The organism is Diaphorobacter sp. JS3051 (assembly GCF_015832135.1).
Taxonomy (GTDB): Bacteria; Pseudomonadota; Gammaproteobacteria; order Burkholderiales; family Burkholderiaceae_C; genus Diaphorobacter; species Diaphorobacter nitroreducens.
The window spans coordinates 991,800-1,013,462 of record NZ_CP065406.1 but is presented as its reverse complement, the minus strand read 5'-3'; the positions used below and the strand labels follow the sequence as shown (position 1 = coordinate 1,013,462).

Below are 21,663 nucleotides of genomic sequence, written 5' to 3'. Positions count from 1 at the left end.
ACACCCTATGAAAATCCTAGTCATTGGCGGCGGCGGCCGGGAACACGCACTGGCCTGGAAGCTGAGCCAGTCCCCCAAGACCTCCAAGGTGTACGTGGCGCCCGGCAACGGCGGCACGGCGCTGTCGCCAAAGTATGAGAACGTGCCCATCAGCGACGTGACGGCCCTGCGCGAGTGGGCGCAGGCGCAGAAGATCGCGCTCACCGTGGTCGGCCCCGAGGCACCGCTGGCCGCTGGCGTGGTGGACGAGTTCCGTACCCACGGCCTGCGCATCTTCGGCCCCACGCAGGCTGCCGCGCAACTGGAAAGCTCCAAGGCCTTCTCCAAGGCTTTCATGAAGCGCCACGGCATCCCCACGGCCGAGTACGAGACCTTCACCGACCCGCAGGCCGCGCATGCCTACGTGGACCGTCTGGGCGCACCCATCGTCATCAAGGCCGACGGCCTGGCGGCGGGCAAGGGCGTGGTGGTAGCCATGACGCTGCAGGAGGCCCACGACGCCGTGGACTTCATGCTGGTGGACAACAAGTACGGCGTCGCCCACAACGAAGGCGGCGCCCGCGTGGTGATCGAGCAGTTCCTCGAAGGTGAGGAAGCCTCGTTCATCGTGCTGTGCGACGGCAAGAACGTCCTGGCGCTGGCCACCAGCCAGGACCACAAGCGCCTGAAGGATGGCGACCAAGGCCCCAACACCGGTGGCATGGGCGCGTATTCGCCTGCGCCGGTGGTCACGGCCGACGTGCATGCGCGCGCCATGCGCGAGGTGATCCTGCCCACCATCCGTGGCATGGAAAAAGACGGCATCCCCTACACGGGCTTTCTGTATGCCGGCCTGATGATCGACGCGACGGGCCATCCCAAAACGCTGGAGTTCAACTGCCGCATGGGCGACCCCGAGACACAGCCTATCCTCATGCGCCTCAAGAGCGACCTGGTGGAGGTGCTGGGGGCGGCCGTGGACGGCAAGCTCGACCAGGTGGAACTGCAGTGGGATCGCCGCACGGCGCTGGGCGTGGTGATGGCTGCCCAGGGCTACCCCGAGAACCCGCGCAAGGGCGATGCCATCACCGGCCTGCCGCAGGACGCGGACGACGCCATGGTCTTCCACGCCGGCACACAGCTCGTGGACGGCGTGGTGCGGACCAGTGGCGGGCGCGTGCTGTGCGTGACGGCGCTGGCCGACAGCGTCAAGCAGGCACAGCAGCGTGTGTATGACGTGGCGCGCGGCATTCACTTCGACGGCGCGCAGTACCGCCACGACATTGGCCACCGCGCGGTGAAGGCCAACGGATGACCACACAAAAACCCACCTTCAACACGGCGGACACCGTGGCCCGCGTGCGCGGCTATCTGGAGGGCCTGCAGGCGCGCATCACCAGCGCGCTGGAGGACATCGAGGGGCCGCAAAGCCAGGGCGGGGCGCGCTTTCGGTCCGATGCCTGGCGGCGCGAAAGCGGCTCTGCACTGCAGGGCGACGGCATCACGCGCATCCTGGAAGGTGGGCGCGTGTTCGAGCGCGCGGGCTGCGGCTTCTCGCACGTGAGCGGGCCGCGCCTGCCGCCCTCGGCCACGCAGCACCGGCCGGAGCTGGCGGGCGCGCCGTTCGAGGCCATGGGCGTGTCGCTGGTGTTTCACCCGCGCAACCCCTATGTGCCCACGGTGCACATGAACGTGCGCATGATCGCAGCCGGCACAGGTGCGGCTGGCACAGGTGCGGCTGGCACAGGTGCGGCAGGTCAGGCAGGCCAGGGTCCCATCTGCTGGTTCGGCGGCGGCATGGACCTCACGCCGTACTACGGTTTCGACGAGGATGCGGTGCACTTTCACCGTGCCTGCCGCGATGCGCTCGCACCCTTCGGCGAAGGCCTGTACCCGCGCTTCAAGACCTGGTGCGACGAGTACTTCTACCTTAAGCACCGCAATGAGCAGCGCGGCGTGGGCGGCATCTTCTTTGACGACTTCGCGGAGCCGGGCTTCGAGCAGAGCCTGGCCATGACGCAGAGCGTGGGCGATGCCTTCCTGCGCGCCTACCTGCCCATCGTGCAGCGGCGCATGCACATGGACCATGGCGAGCGCGAACGCGAGTTCCAGCTCTACCGGCGTGGCCGCTATGTGGAGTTCAACCTGGTGTGGGACCGCGGCACGCACTTCGGCCTGCAGTCGGGTGGGCGCACGGAATCCATCCTGCTGTCCATGCCGCCGCTGGCGGCCTGGTCCTACCAGCGCGAGCCGCAGCCGGGTTCGCCCGAGGCGCTGTTGACCGAGCGCTTTCTGCAGCGCCGCGACTGGATCTGAGTGTGTGAGCGCGGGTAACTATAATTTCAATAGCTACCTGCGCTTGATCATCAAGCGCCAGACCCGTTTTTGATATCTGAAACATGCCCTGACAACCGCTCCGCGCCCCCCTTGGCCGTGGCGGTGCTTGCAGGCTATATTGATTCCATTCCTTCACTGAAGACCACCTGATGACCACTTCCAGCAAATCGGAAACCGCCGCCAAGAAAGACGTCACCAAGCTCCAGCGCGCCATCGTCGATGGCCTGGAAGACGTCAAGGCGCAAGACATCCAGGTCTTCAACACCGAGCATCTCTCGCCGCTGTTCGAGCGCGTGGTCGTCGCCACCGGCAGCTCCAACCGCCAGACCAAGGCGCTGGCCGCCAGCGTGCGCGACGCCGTGCGCAAGGCCGGGTTCCCCAAGCCGCGCAGCGAGGGCGAGGACAACGGCGAATGGATCATCGTGGACTGCGGCCAGGCCGTGGTGCATGTCATGCAGCCCGCCATCCGCCAGTACTACCGGCTGGAGGAGATCTGGGGCGAGAAGCCCGTGCGCCTGAAGCTGGGCGCTGCCAAGCCGCGCAAGATCATGGCCTCGGAAGGCGACGACGAGGCGCCCGCGCGCAAGCCGGCTGCCAAGAAGGCAGCAGCCAAGCCCGCCACGAAGTCCGCAGCTGGCCAGAAGCCGGCCAAGGCGGCAGCTCCCGCAGCGGCCAAACCGACAGCGAAATCCGCAGTGAAGCCAGCATCCAAGCCCGCTGCCAAGCCCGCGAGCAAGGCACAGAAGGCACCGGTCAAGGCCGCATCCAAACCCGCAGCAAAGAAGACCACGGCAAAGCCCGTGGCGGCGAAGAAGCCAGCCATCAAGAACGCGGTGAAGACCGTCGTGGTGAACAAGCCTGTGGCCAAGAAGGCACCCGCCAAGGCCGCCGCTACCACCACGGCACGCAAGCCGGTCGCCAAATCCACCGGCAAGGCTGTCGCGAAGAAGGCCCCCGCACGCAAGAAGGCCTGAGCCTTGCGCTGACCCATGAAGCTGCTGATCGTGGCCGTGGGCCAGCGGGTTCCCGATTGGGCGCAGACGGCCTATGACGACTATGCCAAGCGATTCCCGCCCGAGCTGAAGGTCGAGCTCAAGGCCGTCAAGACCGAGCCGCGCGGCTCCAAGACGCTGGAGACGCTCTATGCTGCCGAGCGCGAGCGTATCGAAGCGGCCATCCCGCGTGGCACGCGTGTGGTGGTGCTGGACGAGCGGGGCACGAGTCTCACCACCAAGGCCCTGGCCCAGCGGCTGAAGGACTGGCAGTTCGGGGGGGATGATGTGGCCCTGGTCATCGGCGGCCCCGACGGCCTAGACCCGGCCTTCCGCCAGGCGGCGCACGAGCGCATCCGCCTGTCCGACCTGACCCTGCCGCATGCCATGGTGCGCGTGTTGCTTATCGAGCAGCTCTACCGTGCGTGGTCGGTGAATGCCGGGCACCCGTACCATCGCGAATAACTTCAGATTTGATAGCTGCTCGCGCTTTCTGGTCGGGCGCTGGAGGCCCATTTGACTCAAGAACACCGCTTCATCTACCTGGCCTCCCAGAGCCCGCGGCGCCGCCAGTTGCTGGAGCAGTTGGGGGTGCGCCATGAGCTGCTGCTGCCCAACGCGGTGGGGGACGAGGCCGAGGATGCCGAGGCCATCGAAGCCGTGCTGCCTGGTGAGGCGCCCACGACCTATGTCGAGCGGGTGACGGGGCTCAAGCTGGACGCTGCCGTGGCGCGCCATGCGCGGCGCGGGCTGTCGCCAGCGCCCATTCTGTGCTCCGACACCACCGTGGCCCTGGGTCGCACCATCTACGGCAAGCCAGAGGATGCGCACGACGCGGTGCGTATGCTGGGGGAGTTGGCGGGGCATGAACACCGCGTATTGACGGCCGTCGCGCTGCAGGTGGGTCCCCGACGCCTCACGGCGCTGTCAGTCTCGCGCGTGCGCTTTGCGCCTATGTCGCGGGCGCAGATCGAGGACTACGTGGCGACGGGCGAGCCGCTGGGCAAGGCGGGCGCCTATGCCATCCAGGGGCGCGCCGCCGCCTATGTGGAGCACCTGTCGGGCAGTTACTCCGGCATCATGGGCCTGCCCATGTATGAGACGGCGCGCCTGTTGCGCGCGGCGGGCGTGCTGGCCGTGTAGGCGCAGCCTGTCAGGCCCGGAGCCTGGTTACATCGGGTATTTCGCCAGGCGCGCCGTATCCGGGATGTGGATGTCGCGCTTATCGATGTGGATCAGGCCGGCGGCCTCCAGGTCGTGCAGTACGCGAGAGAAATACTCGGGCGTGATCGACAGCCGCGAAGCGATGGTGGCCTTGCTCACCGGCAGCGAGATGCTGCGCGCGCTGGCTGGCGGCGCGGGAGCAACGGACTGCAGTGCCGCGCGGGCCGGGCATTGCGGAGGCACAGGCGCGGCAGGGGGATGAGGTGCGTCCTCGGGCAGGGAGTGCAGCAGGTAGCCGATCACGCGCTGCGCGCCGTTGTGCAGCGTATAGGTCTGCACGTCATGCACCAGGCCGTGCAGGCGGCGCGAGATGCCGGCGAGCATGCGCATGGCAAAGCGCGGCTCGTTCTCGATCTCGCGCACCACGGCCGCCTTGCCTACGGAGAGCAGCAGAGTATCGGTCAGGGCCTGGGCGTTCACGATATAGGGACGATCAGTAAACATCAGCGCCTCGGCGAAGCTGATGCCGGGGCCGGCAAGCTCGATCACCTTCTCCTGCCTCGCTGGCGACAGTGCAAACAGCTTCACCTGCCCCATTACGGTGACGTGGAATTCCTCGCAGGGCATGCCAACGCTGAACACCATCTCGCCGCGCGCATAGCGGCGTAGCCGGCAACCCGTGCCCAGGCGTTCCAGCTCCTGGGGTGCCATTTCCTGGAACAGGGGCAGTGCCGCAAGGTAGCGCGGTATGTCGAAGTGCGCGATGTCCATGCGCGCATTACAGGGGATACCCCTAGGCTTTGACTTGATCTACCCCAAATCGTTCAGTGCGATGTGCCCTCACTGCGGGTGATCTTGTTCCAGACGTTGTATTTCCCCACGGGCTTTTTCATGGGCAGGCGCTTGACTTCCTTGAAGCTGGCGGCGTCGTAGACCACCAGTGCGCCGTCCATTTCCCAGACACTGGCGAGGGCGTAGCGGCCATCGCGGGTGAACTCGATGTGCGCCAGCGTCTTGCCGGGCTCGCGCACCTGGGCCACCGGCTGCAGCGTGCGCTTGTCGATGATGGTCAGAGTGTCCTTGGCCGTGGGGCTCATCATGGAGTCGGTCCAGGCGTAGGGCGTGTCCTCATGGCTGCGCATGAAGAAACCCGGGCCGGGCGTGGCGATGGTGCGTACCGTCTTCCAGGTCTGCATGTCGATGACGTCCACGGCCCCGCCGCCCAGATTTGGGCTGGCCAGCACGGTGGTGTCGCCCCAGGCGAAGGTGATGCCCGAGCCCAGGTGCGGCATGCCGGCGATGGGCAGATCGGCCACCTTGCGCCGGATGTCCAGGTTCACGACCTGTGCGCTTGCGCGTTCGTCGGCGCCACTGCGCGGGCGCGTGGCGCCGAGTACGTGGCGGTAGGACTGGTCGAAGAAGAAGTCGTCCAGCGGCTCGCTCAGGGGGGTGCGCCGCACGCCCAGGTAGCCGGGCTTGGCGATGGCCTCTCCCATCTTGTAGTCGTGCACCAGACCATCGTAGATGGGGGCCGCGTTCCGGTCGTACGAGATTTCCCAGAGCTCGGGGATGTCCTTGAGCGCCACCACGAAGCTCTTGCGCGGCGTGGCGTCGTACACGGCCGAAACGCGTGAACTCGCCTTGCCGTCGAGCGTGGCTGCGGCGTATGTCTGCACGAGGTTCAGATCGGCATCGAACAGCGCCAGCGTGTGGGGCAGGTAGTTGGCGGCCATCACCCAGCGCCCGTCGCCGCTCACGGCCACGTTGCGCATGTTCAGGCCCGCGCGTACCTCGGCCACCACGCGCAGGCGCCACAGGTCGTATTTGGTGATCCAGCCGTCGCGCGAACCGAAGAACACGTAGCGCCCGTCCGGCGTGAACTTGGGGCCGCCATGCAGCGCATAGCGGCTGGCAAAGCGCGTGATGACCTCGAAGCGGTCGCCGTCGAGCAGCGAGACATGGTGGTCGCCTCCTTCCACGACGAGGAAGAGGTTCATCGGGTCCGCATTCCACTTCGGCTTGGCGGGCTCATCGTCGGGCACGGGCGTGAACGTGCGCGACGCCCGGATATCGTCCTCGCCCCAGCGCGGCGCGGGCACCACGGGGGTACGTACCCACGCGGCCAGGGCGCGAATCTCCGCGTCGCCCAACTGCTCGGAGAACCCGGGCATCTGGGTGGCGGGGCGCCCTTGCTGGATGACGCGCAACACCTCGGCGGGGCGCACACGCTCCAGGCTCTCGGGCAGCAGTGCGGGGCCCATGATGCCGGTGCGCTGCGCGCCGTGGCATACAGCGCAGTGCTGCTGGTACAGAGCGGGGGCGTTGGGCTGGAGGGCTTCGGTGGTTTGGGCGTGCAGGCCCGTGAGCCAGAACAGACCCAAGGCCGCCAGATAACGGCTCGGTCCAGACCAGCGGCTGCCGCGCAAGGGCCGCTTCGCCGCGGCGGTATCCACCTTTTTCGCGATAGCGCAGAGAAGGGGGAAGCGGCGTAGCCGCTCAGGGAAAGGTGTTTCTAGTTTACGCATGGGCAATCTCGATCGTGCGACGGCGCTCATGCTTGGCGGGGGACTCGAAGGGCGTGCTGGAGGCGCCCACTTCGGCATCGGAGAGGTAGCAGCCGGGGTCCTCGAACCAGGGGTTGCCCGTGAGCTGCTGTGCGCGCACGCGGGTGTTGCCATTGCAGATCGTGAGGTACTGGCAACTGGCGCAGCGGCCCTGGACAGGGCGCGGGTGCTGCTTGAGCCCCGCCATGAGCGGGTCGCTGATGTCGTTCCAGATCTGCGAGAAGGGGCGTTCGCGCACGCTGCCCAGGTCGTGGTGCCACCACATGGTGTCGGGGTGCACATGGCCCAGATTGTCGATATTGGCCACCATCTGGCCGCTGGCATTGCCGCCCCAGGCCACCAGGCGCTGGCGCAAGGCGTCTTCCCATTGCGGCAGGTGCTCGCGCGCCCATTGCAGCAAATAGGGACCGTCAGCATCGTTGTTGCCGCTCACGTAGTCGTCCAGGCTGCCGGCCTGGGCATCGGCCCAGGCATGGTTGAACAGCAGGTCCATGGCCTGGCGTGTGGCCTGGTGGTGCGCGTCCTTGTCGCGGTGGATGTTGCCCCGCCCCGCGTAGTTCAGGTGCGAGAAGTAGAACTTGTTGGCGCCCTCGTCCTTCATGAGCTGCAGCAGTGCGGGCAGATCGTGTGCATTCAGCGCTGTCATGGTGAAGCGCAGGCCCACCTTGACGTTGTGCGTGGCCAGGTGGCGGATGGCGGCCAGGCTGCGGTCGAACGCACCGTCCAGACGGCGGAACTTGTCATGCGTGGGCTTCAGGCCATCCAGGCTGATGCCCACGTAGTCGAATCCCGCGCCAGCGATGCGCGCGGCCATGGGCGCGTCGATCAGCGTGCCGTTGGTCGAAAGGCCGGTATAGAAGCCCAGGTCACGCGCGCGCGCCGCGATCTCGAAGAGGTCGGGGCGCAGCAGTGGCTCGCCGCCCGAGAGGATGAGCGCCGGCACGCCGAAGGCCTTGAGGTCGTCCATGACGGTGTATACCTCTTGCAACGACAGCTCTCCAGCGTAGTCGTGGTCGGCCGATAGCGCGTAGCAGTGCTTGCAGGTGAGGTTGCAGCGCCGGATCAGGTTCCAGATGACCACGGGGCCGCGCGCGTGCCGTTCGCGCGAAGTGGGGTAGGTTCCGGTGGCTTGGGCCTGGGCGAGTTCACGCAGGTACTGGCTGATGCGAAACATGGTCAGTCTTCCTTGAGGCGCAGGCCGGTCTTCTTGAGGATGGCCGTGGAGTACAGGATGTCGTGGGCGCGGCAGGCATCGCCCAGCAGGCCGGCAATCTGCTCGGCCTGTTGCTCGACATGCGCGCGGCTGGGGCCATGCAGCATGGCAAACAGGTTGTAGGGCCAGTGGGGCAGGTGGCGCGGGCGGCGGTAGCAGTGGCTCACGCCCGGCAGCGCGGCGACTTGGCGGCCCAGCGCGGCGACCTGGGTATCGTCCACGTCCCACACGCTCATGCCGTTGGCCGTGTAGCCCAGGCGGTAATGGTTGGGCACCGCGCCGATGCGGCGCACCAGGCCCTCGTCGATCATCCGGGCCAGGCGCTCGCGCACCTGCTCGCCAGGCACGCCCAGCATGGCGCCCACGGCTTCGTAGGGGCGCGCCACCAGCGGCAGCCCGCCCTGCGTGGCGGCGATCAGCGCACGGTCGAAGGCATCAAGCGCCATGGTGTTCTCCGGTGGGCTGCGCCGGCAGGGGCGGCAGGCGCAACTCCACGAAATACTCTTCTTCCTTGGGAAAGGCGTAGACCGGCAGGCCAGTCGCGTCTTCGATGCGTGCCAGGGTCTCGCGCGCCAGCGCGGGGGACTCGGCCGCCACCACGAACCACATGTTCAGCGCATGCTCGCGGCGGTAGTTGTGCGCCACCTCGGTGAAGGCATTGACGGCAGCGCACACGGCGTCAAAACGATCCTCGGGCACAGCCATGGCCGCGAGGACGAATTGGCCGCCTGCGCGTTCGATCTGGAACAGCGGGCCGAAGCGCGTGAGCACACCCTGGGCGAGCAGGCGGTGCAGGCGTTCGATGACCTGCTCTTCGGTCCAGCCGATGTCGGCGGCGACGGCGGCGAAAGGGTGGTCCACCAGCGGAAAGCCGCCGTGCAGGTGGTCGATCAGCCGAGCGTCTTCAGGGGAGAGCATCGACGGCCTCCTGCATGGGTTCGGGAATGGCATGGGGCGCATGGTGGGCAAACCGCCGCGCACCCGTCTGTTTGAAGCGCCGTAACGAAAACAGCACGGCGCTGGGGCAAGTGGCCAGGCCCGCCTGGGCCACGGCCTGCGCCAGCTGGGTATGCACCGCTGCGCGGTCGCGCCCATGCACCATGCAGTACAGGTTGTAGCGCCAGTCTGACGTGCGCGCACGGCGGTACGCCAGCGTTACGCCGTGCGCATGGGCCAGGGCCATGCCGTGGGTGTCCACGTGGTCGTCCGGCACGTCGAACACGGCCATGGCATTCGCTGTGTAGCCCAGTTCATGGTGACGCACCACCACGCCGAAGCGGCTGAGCAGCCCTTCGTCCTGCCAGCGGGCAATGGTGGCCAGCACGGCGGGCGTGCTGCTGTGAAGCTGGTCGGCCCATACGTCATAGGGCCGCTCGGTCAGCGGCAGGCCCTGCTCGGCCAGCGCGGCCAGGGGCCAGTTTTCGGGTGCCAGGGGGGTGCGTGCGCGGCCCGTGGGGCCCGTGGTGCCGACGCCGTCCCCCACGCCTGCGGACGTCCTCTCCAGGTCGAAGGCGGTGTCGATGCGGTAGGGGCGCAGCATGGGCAGGCGCTGCACGGGCAGGCCGGTGGTGTGCTCGATGGACTGGAGCAGGCGCTCTACCTGGTCCGCGTCATGGCCGGTGGCCACGAACCACAGGTTGGTGGTGTGCTCGCGCTCGTAGTTGTGGTTGACGCCCGGGTGGGCCGACACCGTGGCGGCCACGTCGTCGAGCCGCTCGGGCGGCACGGCCATGGCCGCCAGCAGGGAGGCGCCCCCCGCGCCCGGCGCGAACACCGCGCCGATGCGGCTGAGCGCGCCCGCCTGCCACAACCGTGCGTAGCCGCTGAGCACGGCCTCGGCATCCATCCCCAGGCTATGGCCGATGGCCGCGAAGGGTTCGGCGCACAAGGGAAAGCCGCGCTGCCAGTGGTTGAGCAGCGCGAGGTGGGTTGCGTTCTGGCTGCTCGGCATGGCTTAGAACCCCATGCGCTGTGCGCGGGCAGTGAAGAAGATGCCGCTGGGGGCGTCCACGTCCAGCCTGGCTTGGGACTGCAAGGTGTGCGTGTCGTAGACCTGAACGCGGTTGTCGTCACGGCAGCTGATCCAGACCGATTCGCCGCGCGGCGTGAATTCCATGTGCAGCACGGCCTTGCCGGGCTCCAGCGTCTGCACCACGCGCTGGCTCGGAGTGTCGATGACCTGCACGCGGTTGTAGTCTGGCACAGAGAAGTTGACCCACACCTGACGTCCGTCGGGCCGCGCCATCACGAACACCGGCTGGCCCGCGACCGGAATGCGGCCGACCTCGGCCCAGGTGGCGGTGTCGACCACCAGCACCTCATGGCGGCCAATGGCCGGCAGATAGGCATGGCCTCCCGCGATGGCCCAGCCGCGCAGATGGGGCATTTTGTACACCGGCAGCGGTTGCTGGCCGCGGCCGTAGCCTGCGAGGATGCGGCGCACGCGCGGCGGGTTGTCCCAGAGGTCCACCATGGCCAGGCCGTCTTCACCGAACAGGCCGGCGATGTAGTGGCGTCCGTTGGGCGAGACCAGTGCGTCGTAGGGCTGGCGGCCGATGTTGGGGATGGTGGTGACCTGCGGCTTTCGGGGGTTGGAGCAGTCGGCGATGCAGATGGCGTTCGCGTCGAACAGGCTGTAGATGAACCGGCGCTGCGGCAGGTCGGCCAGGCCGACGACGCGCGAGCGTTCGCCGCTGGCCGTGTGGGCGGGAAGGTCGGCCAGCAACTCAAGGGTGGCGGCGTCGAAGACCTTGACGCCGCCGGGCGTGTAGTTCTGCGCCACGACCAGGCTGCCGTCGGCGCTGATGGCGCCACCGATGGAGTTGCCGGCCTGCATCACGCGGTTCGTGATGCGCTGGGTGAGCAGGTCTACCTGGGTCAGGCCGCCGTCGCGGCCGAAGACGTAGGCAAAGCGCTCGTCACGCGAGAACACCACCGAGGCGTGCGACAGGTCGCCCAGGCCGGTAACGCGGCCCACGGCTTCGCGCCGGCTGGTGTTGATCAGGGTGAGTGCGCCCTTGGCGCGCTCGATGACCACGCCTAGATCGCCCGTGCCCTGCAGCGTGGCTGCAGGAGCGGCGGATGTGGAGGTGGTGGAAGAGGGAGCCGCACAGCCCGTGGCAATCAGGGGTGCACTGGCGGTAAGGGAGAGCAGGGCACGCCGTTTCATGGGGCGGACCTCCTGTTTTCTTCGGGGAACCCATTGGCCAGCTGTTCGGCGATCCACAGGGCCTCGCTTCCCTGCAGCATGGCGCTCCAGGGCGGCATGGGTGTTCCGGGGATGCCGTGGGTGATGACGGCAGCCAAATACTCGGGCGGCTTGCCGGCCAGGGCCTCGCGGGTGAGCGCGGGACCCAGGCCGCCCGTCAGGCGCATGCCATGGCACGAACCGCAGTCCTGCCGCACCATGCGCACGAGCTGGGCGGCTCGGTCAGGGTCGGGCGTGCCCTGTGCGCCGGCCGCCGAAGCGGCCAATGCCAGGACCAGGGACAGGAACGCGGTGCGTGACATGGCTGGCCTTCGAAGTGCGTCAATAGACGTCGTGCTGGGTGTTGTACACGTTGAAGTGGCCGGTCGGCGTGATCAGGCGCGGATCCTTGATCACGGACTTCAGCTTGAGCGTCTTGTCGTCCACGACGACCAGCGCACTTTGCTTGTCCTTGGCCGACCACACGGCGAACCACACTTCGTCACCTGCCTTGTTGTACTCAGGCTGGGTCACGCGCTTGGCGCCACCGTCATCGGGCAGGCCTGCCCATTCGGCGATCGGCAGCGTGACGTAGCCCTTGTCCAGGTTGTTGATGTCGAACACCACCACGGCTTGCGAAACCTTGGGATCAGGATTCAGCGGTGCGTCGGACCACAGGTGCTTGGACTTGGGATGGGTCTTGATGAACAGCGCTCCGCCGCCCGGGCCCTTGAGCTTGGCCACTTCCTTGAAGGCGTATTGCTTGTTCTTCTGCGGGTCGGTGCCGATCAGCGAGATGGTCTCGTCGCCCAGGTGACCCGTGGCCCACACCGGACCGTACTTGGGGTGCGTGAAGTTGGCGCCGCGGCCGGGGTGGGGGATCTTGCCCACTTCGGTCAGACCGGCCAGCTTGCCGTCCTTGGCGTCGATCGCAGCAATCTTGTTGCTGTTGTTGGCAGCCACCATGAAGTAGCGCTTGGATGCATCCCAGCCACCGTCATGCAGGAAGGGGGCCGAGCCGATCTCGGTGGTCTTCAGCGCATTCAGGTTGGAGTAGTCCACCATCATCGTCTTGCCGGTTTCCTTCACGTTCACCAGGAACTCGGGCTTGTAGTGCGATGCCACGATGGAAGCCACGCGCGGCTCGGGGTGGTATTCCTGCGTGCCGACGACCATGCCGCGGGTGGACACGATCTTCAGGGGCTCCAGGGTGTTGCCGTCCATGATGGTGTACTGGGGAGGCCAGTATGCACCGGCGATCGCCAGCTTGTCCTCATAGCCCTTGAACTTGGAGGTGTCCACCGAGCGTGCTTCCAGGCCCACGCGGATTTCAGCCACGTTGTCGGGCTTTTCCATCCACAGGTCGATCATGTTGATCTTGGCGTCGCGGCCGATCACGAACAGATAACGCCCCGAAGCCGACATGCGCGAGATGTGCACCGCGTAGCCGGTCTTGACGATGTTGATGATCTGCTTGGTGTCGCCATCGATCAGCGCCACTTCGCCCGTGTCGCGCAGCGTGGTGGAGAAGATGTTGTCCAAGTTGTACTTGTTCATCTTCTTCTTGGGACGCTGGTCTGGCGGCACGATGACCTTCCAGGTGTTCTTGGCGTCGGCCAGACTCCACTCGGGCGGTGTGGGAGGGTCCTGCTGAATGTAGCGGGCCATCAGGTCCACGGTCGCCTCGTCGAATTCGCCGGACGTCTGCCAGTTGGGCATGCCGGCAGGCGAGCCGTAGGCGATGAAGACCTTGAGGTAGTCCGTGCCCTTGGGCAGGGTCACGTCCGGTGTGAGCGGCTTGCCCGTGGCGCCCTTGCGCAGCACGCCGTGGCAGCCCGCGCAACGCTCGAAGTAAATCTGGCGTGCGCGGTCGAACTCGGCCTGCGTCATCTTGGGTGCCTTGGGGTTCGTGCTCTGGTACATGGGCACTTCCGCCAGCGGCGATCCGCCTGCCTGGTAGTTTTTCTCGGCCTCCGAGACTGGCTTGGCGTCCTGCGCCATAGCGGTGGCAGACACCAGGGTGGCGGCCGCTAATGCGACCAGCCTGGCGATCCTCTTTGCTGTCATTGTGGGTCCTCTGCGTCACGGATCAGCGCTTGGGTGGGCCCTGGCGGCTGCCACGGCCACTCTCGCGAGGTCGCTGTCCATCCCCTCTTCATGCGAGTGGGAGCATCGTCGCAGCGGGTGTTGCCGCTGTCCTTGAACTGGTTCAAGGACGCAAACGGTGCAGCCTTTGAACAATGGAGCCACCCCATGATCCGCAAAGGAGAGGCCCATATGAGCTTCATTGAAGATGCGCGCTGGTTCACCGTGGCACCCGCAGCAGGAGAGTCCGGACAGCCCCCGAAGCCTGGACACGTGACACTGGTGGGCGCAGGCCCGGGCGACCCTGAGTTGCTCACGCTGCGCGCCGTCAAGGCCCTGCGCGGCGCGCGCCTGGTGCTCTACGACCACCTGGTCGGCAAGGAGGTGCTGCGCTACGTGGCTGACGATGCCGACCTGATCTACGTGGGCAAGCAGTCCTCGCACCACACGCTGCCGCAGGAATCGATCATCGACCTCATGGTGCGCCTGGCGCGCAGCGGGCGTAGCCTGGTGCGCCTGAAGGGCGGCGATGGCTTCATCTTCGGCCGTGGCGGCGAAGAGGTGCAGGCGCTGGCCGAGGCCGGTATCGCGTTCGACGTGGTGCCGGGCATCACGGCCGCGCAGGGTGCGGGCGCCTGCGCCGGCATCCCGCTCACGCACCGTGACCACTCCGCGACCCTGGTGTTTGCCACCGGCCACCTGCGCGGCGACAACGAAGTGGCGCTGGACTGGGAGGCGCTGGCACGCCCGCGCCAGACCGTGGTGATCTACATGGGAATGGGCACGCTGCCGATCATCTGCCGCGAACTGGTGCGCCACGGCCTGCCGGACCGCACCCCCGCAGCGCTGGTGGAGCAAGCCTCGCTGCCCGGGCAGCGCTGCATCACCGGCACGCTGCAGGACCTGCCCGCGCTGGCGCAGCAGCACCGGGTGCGTCCCCCTGCGCTCATCATCGTGGGCGACGTGGTGGCGCTGCAGCCGCAACTCATGCAGGGCATGCTGGCGACGATGGTGTGACGGGCGCCGGCCGCCGGTATGGCGGCGGGCAGCGCTGGTTCTGAGGCATCATGGGCGCCTCATCTGGCAAAAGCCCATGCAACAAGACATCCTCATCAACTGGTCGCCGCAGGAAACGCGCGTGGCCGTGGTCGAAAACGGCGCCGTGCAGGAACTGCACGTGGAGCGCACGCTGGAGCGGGGCCTGGTCGGCAACGTGTACCTGGGCAAGGTCTCGCGCGTGCTGCCGGGCATGCAATCGGCCTTCATCGACATCGGGCTGGAGCGTGCGGCCTTTCTGCATGTGGCGGACGTGTGGCACCGCCAGGAAGGCGGCGAGGCGCCGATGTTCGCGCGCAAGAACGAACCGCCCGTGCCCATCGAGAAGCAGGTCTTCGAGGGCCAGGCGCTCATGGTGCAGGTCATCAAGGACCCCATCGGCAGCAAGGGTGCACGCCTGTCCACGCAGATCAGCATCGCCGGGCGGCTGCTGGTCTTCCTGCCGCAGGACGACCACGTGGGCGTGTCGCAGAAGATTCCCCAGGCCGAGCGCGACGCCTTGCGCACGCGGTTGCAGAAGCTGGTGGATGACCAGGCATCGGGCAACGGCGGCGGCTTCATTTTGCGCACCAATGGTGAGGACGCCAGCGACGAAGAGCTGGCCGAAGACATCGCCTACCTGCGCAAGACCTGGGCAGGCATCCGGCAGGCAGCGCTGACGCATCCGCCCACCTCACTGCTGTACCAGGACCTGAGCCTGCTGCAGCGTGTGCTGCGCGACCTGGCGGGCGAGCAAACGCAGAGCATCCGCATCGATTCGCGCGAGCAGTTCGTGGCGCTGAAGGCGTTCGGCAATGAATTCATGCCTGCGGCCGCAGCCAAGCTGCAGCTGTACAAGGGCGAGCGCCCCATCTTCGATCTGTATTCCATCGACGAGGAGATCGCCCTGGCGCTGGGCCGGCGCGTGCAGCTCAAGTCGGGCGGCTACCTCATCGTGGACCAGACCGAGGCACTGACCACCATCGATGTGAACACCGGCGGCTACGTGGGCGCGCGCAACTTCGACGACACCATCTTCAAGACCAACCTGGAGGCCGCGGGCGCCATCGCGCGGCAACTGCGCCTGCGCAACCTGGGCGGCATCGTCATTGCCGACTTCATCGACATGCTGCGCGAGGACCACCAGGCCGCGGTGTTGGCGGAGTTCCGCAAGCAGCTCGCGCGCGACCGGGTCAAGACCATGGTGGGCGGTTTTTCACAGCTGGGCCTGGTGGAGATGACGCGCAAGCGCACGCGCGAATCGCTGGCGCACATGCTGTGCGAGCCGTGCCCCACGTGCCAGGGCGCGGGCCAGGTGAAGACCGCGCGCAGTGTGTGTTACGACATCCTGCGCGAGGTGCTGCGCGAGGCGCGCCAGTTCAATCCACGCGAGTTCCGCGTGGTGGCGTCCCCGCGCGTGGTGGAGCTGTTCCTGGACGAGGAGAGCCAGCACCTGGCGGGCCTGTCGGACTTCATTGGCAAGCCGATCTCCCTGCAGGCCGAAAGCGCCATGGGCCAGGCGCAGTACGACATTGTGCTGTTGTGAGTTGAGGTCAAATTGGCCTTTGGCGCTTGTGGGGCGGGCGCTAGCAGCTATCAAAAACATACCAAAGTCGTGAGCCAGGGTGCGCCGCGTCTGTCGCCCGTGCCGGTCGACGGCGGAAAGGTCGAGGTGAATACGATCCCCTCTCGTGCTCCCCAGGTGTTCCGGCGTTGGCGGGCGGGCAATGTTGGCGTCCGCCGTACTGCCCCACGGCTTGCTCGGCTGCGCGGCGCAGTGGCGCGACTTTCCGCGGCACCTGTGTGCCACACGGGGTGTCACAGGTGCTGGCCCGCGCCATGCGCTACGTCGCTCGCCGTCGATTGCGTGCGCCAGGAGGCAACGCTCCTGGGTGCTATTGAATGATGAGCTGCTAGCGCTTGCTGGATAAGCGCGGCGGCCTGTTTGGGCTTAACAGGCCGTTGAAAAATCCCCCGCCGACGCCCGCGTTGGCCGCTACGATCTGAAGCCATCGGTGAACGACCCAGACGAGGACGATGAGAGGCAGTCAAGATTTCCAGGGGGCGATGTTCAGCTACATCAGCCTTGAAGAGCGCGTGCCGCAGGCACACCCGCTGCGCAAGTTGCGCGCGGTGGTTGATGCGCTGCTGGCAACCATGAACCGCGAGTTCGAAGCGGTGTACGCCCGCCGTGGCCGCCCATCGGTGCCACCGGAGATGCTGCTCAAGGCCTTGCTGCTGCAGATCCTGTTCTCCATCCGCAGCGAGCGCCAGTTGGTCGAAGCGATCAACTACAACCTGCTGTACCGCTGGTTCGTGGGCCTGAACATCGAAGACAAGGTCTGGGACCACTCCACTTTCAGCGCCAACCGCGAACGTCTGTTCAACGAAGACCTCGCCCGCGCCTTCTTCGAGCGCGTCAAGCTCAGTGCCCAGTGGGGCAAGCTCGCCAGCGACGAGCACTTCAGCGTGGACGGCACGCTCATTGACGCCTGGGCCTCGCACAAGAGCTTCAAGCGCAAAGACGACGACAGCGGCACGCCGCCTGGGCGCAACCCCGAGGTGGACTTCAAGGGGCAGGAGCGCTGCAACGACACCCACGAGAGCACCACGGACGCCGATGCCCGGCTGTTCAAGAAGAGCCAGGGCGACAAATCCCGCCTGTGCCACATGGGGCACATCCTCATGGAGAACCGCAACGGGCTGATCGTGGATGTCGAGATCACCCACGCCAGCGGCACGGCCGAGCGCGAGGCGGCGCTGGCCATGTTGGAGCGTCGGGGCAACAGGAACAAACGGGCCACGGTCGGTGCCGACAAGGGCTACGACAGCAAGGCCTTCATCAAAGGCTGCAGAAAGCTCAAAGTCACGCCCCACGTGGCGGCCAAGGACAAACACTCGGCGGTGGATGCGCGAGTGACACGGCACGAGGGCTACAAGACCAGCCTGAAGGTGCGCAAGCGCATCGAAGAGGCCTTTGGCTGGATCAAGACCGTCGGTGGTCTGGCAAAGACCAAGCTGATCGGTCAGGCCAAGCTCACGGGCCAGGCGCTGCTGTGCTTTGCCACCTACAACCTTGTGCGAATGGGCAGCATCGGCGGCTGGTGGGACGCGCATCATGCGTGAGCCCAGGGATACGTGCGCCCGAAATGGGCGGGAGGGCCTGCAAACCGGCCAGATGGGCCGTTGCAATCGCTGCGCAGACGCGTCTGGGCAGCTCGTGTCTTCGCACTCAGCGTCCCTGATGCGTTCGAAAAGCACTTTTTCAACGGCCTGTTAAGGCCGTGGAACGTTGGGTCGGCCTTGATCCACGTTCTTTTCCCTGAAGGGAAGTCACCGTAGCCCCGCTTGTCATCATTCCCGGCGGCGCCAACAAAGCAATGAGCGTCACTGCCTGCCACCACGAGCCTGGGGATACCCTTCAACCCGTGCTTGAAATTATCGATCCAGGCGTGGTTGGTCGATGTCTTCTCACACAGGAAAGCTGTTCTCAGGTCCAAATTCCTGGACTCGAAGATAGGTGACGATTCAAAGAGCCCGAGGAAGTAGGAGTAGTGCTGTTCCCATTTAACCTCTGTAAGCCCGTCGCTGGTGTCGTATGGCATGAACCCAATCGCGAACTCATTCGGAACACGTGCAATCGCGTTCTTGTAGCTCTCCGTTTTTACTTCAGCCAACTTGTACCCAGCCAACAGCGCATCCGCGTAGTCGCTTTCGACAATTTCCTTCTTGTGCCCCTTCTTTGCCAGCATATCGGCGGCAGTCGCGCGAGCGAGATCTACAAGTGCGTCCTTGGATACGGAGCGATCAAGGCGCTCGATCTTGAGATTGGCAAGAAAATCCTTCAGATGTTGATCGGCGATCTCGTCTGAGAATATGACGTGCGCGTTCAGCCGCTTTTCAGTGGGCGCTGACAGCCGCAACTCAATCCCGGGAAAGACCTTCTTTGTGAGCTTTGGCGCGTCCGCGTCAGAGAGTCGTTGCTTCAGCGCGAACCAGCCATCGAATGTCCAGTAGTCCATGATCGCGAACACAGCAGGTTCTGCCTTGTTCATGGCCTCGATCATTTCATCGACCAGCTTCTTGCTTGCCGCAGAGGAGAGGTCGTTTTCGAACCTCTCTCCCGACCAATGGAATGATGCGGGCGTATGGACATGCAGGTCCCACTGCCTCCAAATTGCACCCCGAGAAATCTCTCTTTTTGTCATCATTTCAGTTCCCACTCGATGGTGAACAGCATGCGCTCCTCCACTTGCTGTTGAAGCTGCAATTCCAACTGGCCGATGAGCCCGTTGCGCTGTGCTTCCACTTCGTCCTGCCGGGAGAACAGATCGCGGCGGAGCTTGCTCCGCTTGCCCTCAAGCTCCCGTTGCTTCTTCTGCCAGGACAGCTTTTCTTCCAACGTCGGCGCGGTGGCGGCAGTGCTGCGCACCTCCTTGATTTGCCGGTCGATCTCTTTGATTTCCTGCTCAAGGCCCAACTTCAGGTCGTCAGCCCACGCATCCAGCTTCTGTACTTCTTGCTCGAAGTAACCGAGATTGCGCTGATTGATCTCGCGCAGCAGCTCGGCCTTGCGGGCTTCGACGTCGGACGCCAGTGCGGAGTCGACCCCGCTGCTGAGCAGGCTGGGCGGCTGGGCAACGGCGGGCAGGCGCAGTAGCTTCCTGGGATCGTCTTCCAGCAGAGTGATGCCATCCGACGTGATGGCCGTTACCAGCAGGTGCTGCTCCTGGTTGCTCAACGCATCGACTTCGATCAGCTTCAGTGTGAGCCATCCCGCTTTGCCGCGATAAGGCTCCAGGGTGCTCACCCTGGTACCGTATGCGTCGTAGTCGAACACGAGCTTCGCACCTTCAAGCGTACGGGCCTTGGCCTTCTCGGTGACCCATGAAGCCAGCGGGTGATGGATTCGATACAGGTGTGCGTCGCCGGAGCGACGGGGCAACTCATAACGTCCCAGCTCGATTCCAGCGCGTGCACTGGAATCAATGCCGTCCGGCACACGCTGCAGGAGGAAACCGTCGTCATCGAAGCTGGCAAATTCGCCCAGTTCCGCGCAGCTTAGCTCCATCAGCATCCGCTCGAATCTGCTCCGGGCGCTGTGGCTATCTTCCGCGCGGACACGGAGCTTGGCTTGCACTTCCTCATCGAAATTCTCCAAGAGGAGCTGACGCGTCTTGACCATGGCGTCGCTGATCTCTCCCGAAAGGTCAAGTCGGAGTTGCTCGAAACTGGATTTAATCTCCTCGGGCTCTCGGCAGTTTTGGTAGATATCAGCGATGCGTCGCTCGAAATCGACGCCCGAACCGATAGCGCCCAACACTTCGTCGCTGGCGCCAAACACGCCCTCGAAAAGTTGGAACTTCTGCGCCAGCAATTCGTAGACGCGTTTGTCCGCCTCGTTGCTGAGATCAACGAAGTTCACCACCACCACGTCGTGCTTCTGACCGTAGCGGTGGCAGCGCCCGATGCGCTGCTCAATGCGCTGAGGGTTCCACGGCAGGTCGTAATTGATGACGAGCGAGCAGAACTGGAGGTTGATGCCTTCGGCGCCTGCTTCGGTGGCAATCATGACCTTGCCGCGCTCCTTGAAGTGCTCAACCAGTGCCGCACGAGTGTCGGCGGTCTTGGAGCCGGTGATGCGGTCAGTGCCTTCGTGGCGTTTGAGCCAGTCCTTGTAGATCGCCTGCGCACGCTGGTCGCTGTTCGTGCCGTTGAAGAGCACGATGCCGTCGCCGTAGGGCGTGTTAGCCAGCAAGCTGAGGAGGTACTCCTGTGTGCGCTTGGACTCGGTGAAGATGATGGCCTTTCTGGCCGCGCCCAACCGGTCCAGCTCGGCGAAGGCGCGATCCAGCGCAGTGAGCAGCGCCTTGCCTTTGGCGTTGTCGCGGATGCTGGTTGCCAGCGCCTTGAAGTGGCGAAGTTCTTCGATTTCCTGCGCGATGGCATTCCGCTCTGAGCGGCTCGGCGTCGTAGAAGCGGCTTCCTGCTCGCTCCACTCATCAGCGGTTTCGTCCAGCGACTCGTAGTCCTCGTCGAGTTCTTCGGCCAGATCGGGAATCTCGGCAGTTTCGTCAAGCACTCCCTGAAGCCGTTTGGCCATCGTCTCCAGCGCGCCTGCGATGGCGTGCGAGCTGGACGCGAGCAACTTCCATAGCACCAGTGAAATCAGCTGGCGCTGCCCCTCGGGCATGGCCTTCAGGTTGGGGCGACGCAAGTAATCAGCGACGAGTCTGGACAGTTCCTGCTCTTCGTTTGACGGCGTGAATTCCTGGATGATGGCCTTGCGCGCCGTATACGACACATAGGGCTGAACCTGTTTGCGCAGAGTGCGCTTGCAGATGGGGGCCAGTCGGTCACGCAAGGCGTTGAAGGCCTGTTCCCGGCCAGTAAATTGCGAGCGAAAGCTGTCAAGGTCTCCGAACACGCGATCATCGATGAAGCTGACCAGCCCATAGAGTTCGAGCAACGAGTTCTGCAACGGCGTTGCGGTCAGAAGCACCTTGGAGTGAACGTGCGACAACGCCTCCTTGAGTGTTTTGGCAATGACGTTGCTAGTTTTGTAGACGTTGCGCAGGCGATGCGCTTCGTCTAGGACGACCAAGTCCCAGTCAATGCTCATGACATCGTCAGCCTTGGACTTGGCGAACTGGTAGGAGCAGATGACCGGACCGGAGGCGAACAGGTAAGGGTTCTGTCGCTCCTGCTTGCGGATTGCGTTGTAGCTCTTGGCTTCGAGAATCAATCCTTGCAGGCCGAACTTGTCTTGCAGTTCCTGGTGCCATTGCTTGCGCAGGTTGGCCGGGACGATGATGAGAATCTTGCGGCGTCGCTCGGCCCAACGCTGAGAGATGACCAACCCTGCTTCAATGGTCTTGCCGAGCCCCACTTCGTCAGCGAGGAGCACACCGCGCGAAAGGGGATTGCGGCAGGCGAAGAGAGCGGCATCCACTTGATGTGGATTGAGATCAACCTGCGAGTCGACCAGTGTTGAAGCCAGCGATTCCACGGAATCGCCCGCCGCACGGCGCGTGAGCAGCCACGCAACGTACTGACGTTGATGCGGTGTCAAGAGCTGTGTTGTCGTCAACTGCGGTCTCCCCCTTA

The 21,663-nt window shown here is 65.2% G+C and carries 18 protein-coding genes and 1 pseudogene; 8 read left to right on the top strand and 11 right to left on the bottom strand.

Going from position 1 to position 21,663, the window contains the following annotated elements:
• The first annotated feature begins 7 nt into the window (after window positions 1–7).
• The 5 genes from purD (at window position 8) to I3K84_RS04825 (ending at window position 4,451) form a co-directional block, all read left to right on the top strand.
• Window positions 8–1,294 (top strand): phosphoribosylamine--glycine ligase, encoded by a 1,287-nt coding sequence (gene purD, locus I3K84_RS04845; protein ID WP_011805150.1) that lies wholly within the window; start codon window positions 8–10, stop codon window positions 1,292–1,294.
• The gene (gene hemF / locus I3K84_RS04840) at window positions 1,291–2,295 is read left to right on the top strand and encodes an oxygen-dependent coproporphyrinogen oxidase (RefSeq protein WP_172206958.1); all 1,005 of its coding nucleotides are present in this window, start codon (window positions 1,291–1,293) and stop codon (window positions 2,293–2,295) included. Before purD ends, hemF begins: the two co-directional genes overlap by 4 nt.
• A 170-nt stretch (window positions 2,296–2,465) precedes the next feature.
• Complete coding sequence (rsfS, locus tag I3K84_RS04835; protein ID WP_172206956.1) at window positions 2,466–3,290, top strand: ribosome silencing factor; 825 nt, start codon at window positions 2,466–2,468, stop codon at window positions 3,288–3,290.
• Between the two features lie 15 nt (window positions 3,291–3,305).
• Window positions 3,306–3,773, top strand: coding sequence for a 23S rRNA (pseudouridine(1915)-N(3))-methyltransferase RlmH (rlmH, locus tag I3K84_RS04830; RefSeq protein WP_196995606.1), 468 nt, complete (start codon window positions 3,306–3,308; stop codon window positions 3,771–3,773).
• A 51-nt stretch (window positions 3,774–3,824) separates the two neighbouring features.
• The gene (locus I3K84_RS04825; RefSeq protein WP_196995605.1) at window positions 3,825–4,451 is read left to right on the top strand and encodes a nucleoside triphosphate pyrophosphatase; all 627 of its coding nucleotides are present in this window, start codon (window positions 3,825–3,827) and stop codon (window positions 4,449–4,451) included.
• Between the two features lie 27 nt (window positions 4,452–4,478).
• Here the strand turns inward: I3K84_RS04825 and I3K84_RS04820 are convergent, their stop codons facing one another.
• The 9 genes from I3K84_RS04820 to I3K84_RS04780 are packed head-to-tail and all read right to left on the bottom strand — an operon-like array spanning window position 4,479 to window position 13,503.
• On the bottom strand, window positions 4,479–5,243 hold the full coding sequence (locus tag I3K84_RS04820; protein ID WP_196995604.1) for a Crp/Fnr family transcriptional regulator: 765 nt from the start codon (window positions 5,241–5,243) through the stop codon (window positions 4,479–4,481).
• Between the two features lie 53 nt (window positions 5,244–5,296).
• On the bottom strand, window positions 5,297–6,997 hold the full coding sequence (locus tag I3K84_RS04815) for a cytochrome D1 domain-containing protein (protein ID WP_231403411.1): 1,701 nt from the start codon (window positions 6,995–6,997) through the stop codon (window positions 5,297–5,299).
• Complete coding sequence (gene nirJ, locus I3K84_RS04810) at window positions 6,990–8,210, bottom strand: heme d1 biosynthesis radical SAM protein NirJ (protein WP_172206950.1); 1,221 nt, start codon at window positions 8,208–8,210, stop codon at window positions 6,990–6,992. The genes I3K84_RS04815 and nirJ overlap by 8 nt, the downstream gene beginning before the upstream one ends.
• Before the next feature lie 2 nt (window positions 8,211–8,212).
• Entirely contained in the window at window positions 8,213–8,695 is a 483-nt protein-coding gene (locus tag I3K84_RS04805; RefSeq protein WP_011805158.1) for an AsnC family transcriptional regulator, read from the bottom strand.
• The gene (locus I3K84_RS04800) at window positions 8,685–9,167 is read right to left on the bottom strand and encodes an Lrp/AsnC family transcriptional regulator (RefSeq protein ID WP_196995603.1); all 483 of its coding nucleotides are present in this window, start codon (window positions 9,165–9,167) and stop codon (window positions 8,685–8,687) included. Before I3K84_RS04800 ends, I3K84_RS04805 begins: the two co-directional genes overlap by 11 nt.
• A complete protein-coding gene (locus I3K84_RS04795) occupies window positions 9,154–10,200 on the bottom strand; it encodes an Lrp/AsnC family transcriptional regulator (RefSeq protein ID WP_196995602.1) in 1,047 nt (348 codons plus the stop codon). The genes I3K84_RS04800 and I3K84_RS04795 overlap by 14 nt, the downstream gene beginning before the upstream one ends.
• Before the next feature lie 3 nt (window positions 10,201–10,203).
• Window positions 10,204–11,418, bottom strand: coding sequence for a cytochrome D1 domain-containing protein (locus tag I3K84_RS04790; protein ID WP_196995601.1), 1,215 nt, complete (start codon window positions 11,416–11,418; stop codon window positions 10,204–10,206).
• Window positions 11,415–11,759 carry a cytochrome c gene (locus tag I3K84_RS04785; RefSeq protein ID WP_196995600.1) on the bottom strand — a complete coding sequence of 115 codons (345 nt, stop codon included), beginning with the start codon at window positions 11,757–11,759 and terminating at the stop codon, window positions 11,415–11,417. Before I3K84_RS04785 ends, I3K84_RS04790 begins: the two co-directional genes overlap by 4 nt.
• 19 nt (window positions 11,760–11,778) lie before the next feature.
• The gene (locus tag I3K84_RS04780; RefSeq protein WP_011805163.1) at window positions 11,779–13,503 is read right to left on the bottom strand and encodes a nitrite reductase; all 1,725 of its coding nucleotides are present in this window, start codon (window positions 13,501–13,503) and stop codon (window positions 11,779–11,781) included.
• A 210-nt stretch (window positions 13,504–13,713) separates the two neighbouring features.
• On the opposite strand from I3K84_RS04780, the gene cobA reads away from it, so the two are divergent.
• The 3 genes from cobA to I3K84_RS04765 all read left to right on the top strand — a co-directional run bounded on the left by cobA (window position 13,714) and on the right by I3K84_RS04765 (window position 17,682).
• Window positions 13,714–14,538, top strand: coding sequence for a uroporphyrinogen-III C-methyltransferase (cobA, locus tag I3K84_RS04775; protein WP_041835984.1), 825 nt, complete (start codon window positions 13,714–13,716; stop codon window positions 14,536–14,538).
• A 76-nt stretch (window positions 14,539–14,614) separates the two neighbouring features.
• Window positions 14,615–16,102: a ribonuclease G gene (gene rng, locus I3K84_RS04770; protein ID WP_011805165.1), complete on the top strand. Its 1,488-nt coding sequence runs from the start codon at window positions 14,615–14,617 to the stop codon at window positions 16,100–16,102.
• Window positions 16,103–16,593: 491 nt separating this feature from the next.
• Window positions 16,594–17,682, top strand: coding sequence for an IS5-like element ISDisp1 family transposase (locus tag I3K84_RS04765; protein WP_011803559.1), 1,089 nt, complete (start codon window positions 16,594–16,596; stop codon window positions 17,680–17,682).
• A 128-nt stretch (window positions 17,683–17,810) separates the two neighbouring features.
• Here I3K84_RS04765 and I3K84_RS04760 read toward each other — a convergent pair.
• Together I3K84_RS04760 and I3K84_RS04755 are read right to left on the bottom strand one after the other, a co-directional pair.
• Window positions 17,811–18,767, bottom strand: a pseudogene (locus tag I3K84_RS04760) (ABC transporter); the annotation flags it as partial.
• Window positions 18,764–21,646 (bottom strand): SNF2-related protein, encoded by a 2,883-nt coding sequence (locus I3K84_RS04755; protein WP_196995598.1) that lies wholly within the window; start codon window positions 21,644–21,646, stop codon window positions 18,764–18,766. The pseudogene I3K84_RS04760 and the gene I3K84_RS04755, both read right to left, overlap by 4 nt.
• Window positions 21,647–21,663: the final 17 nt, after the last annotated feature.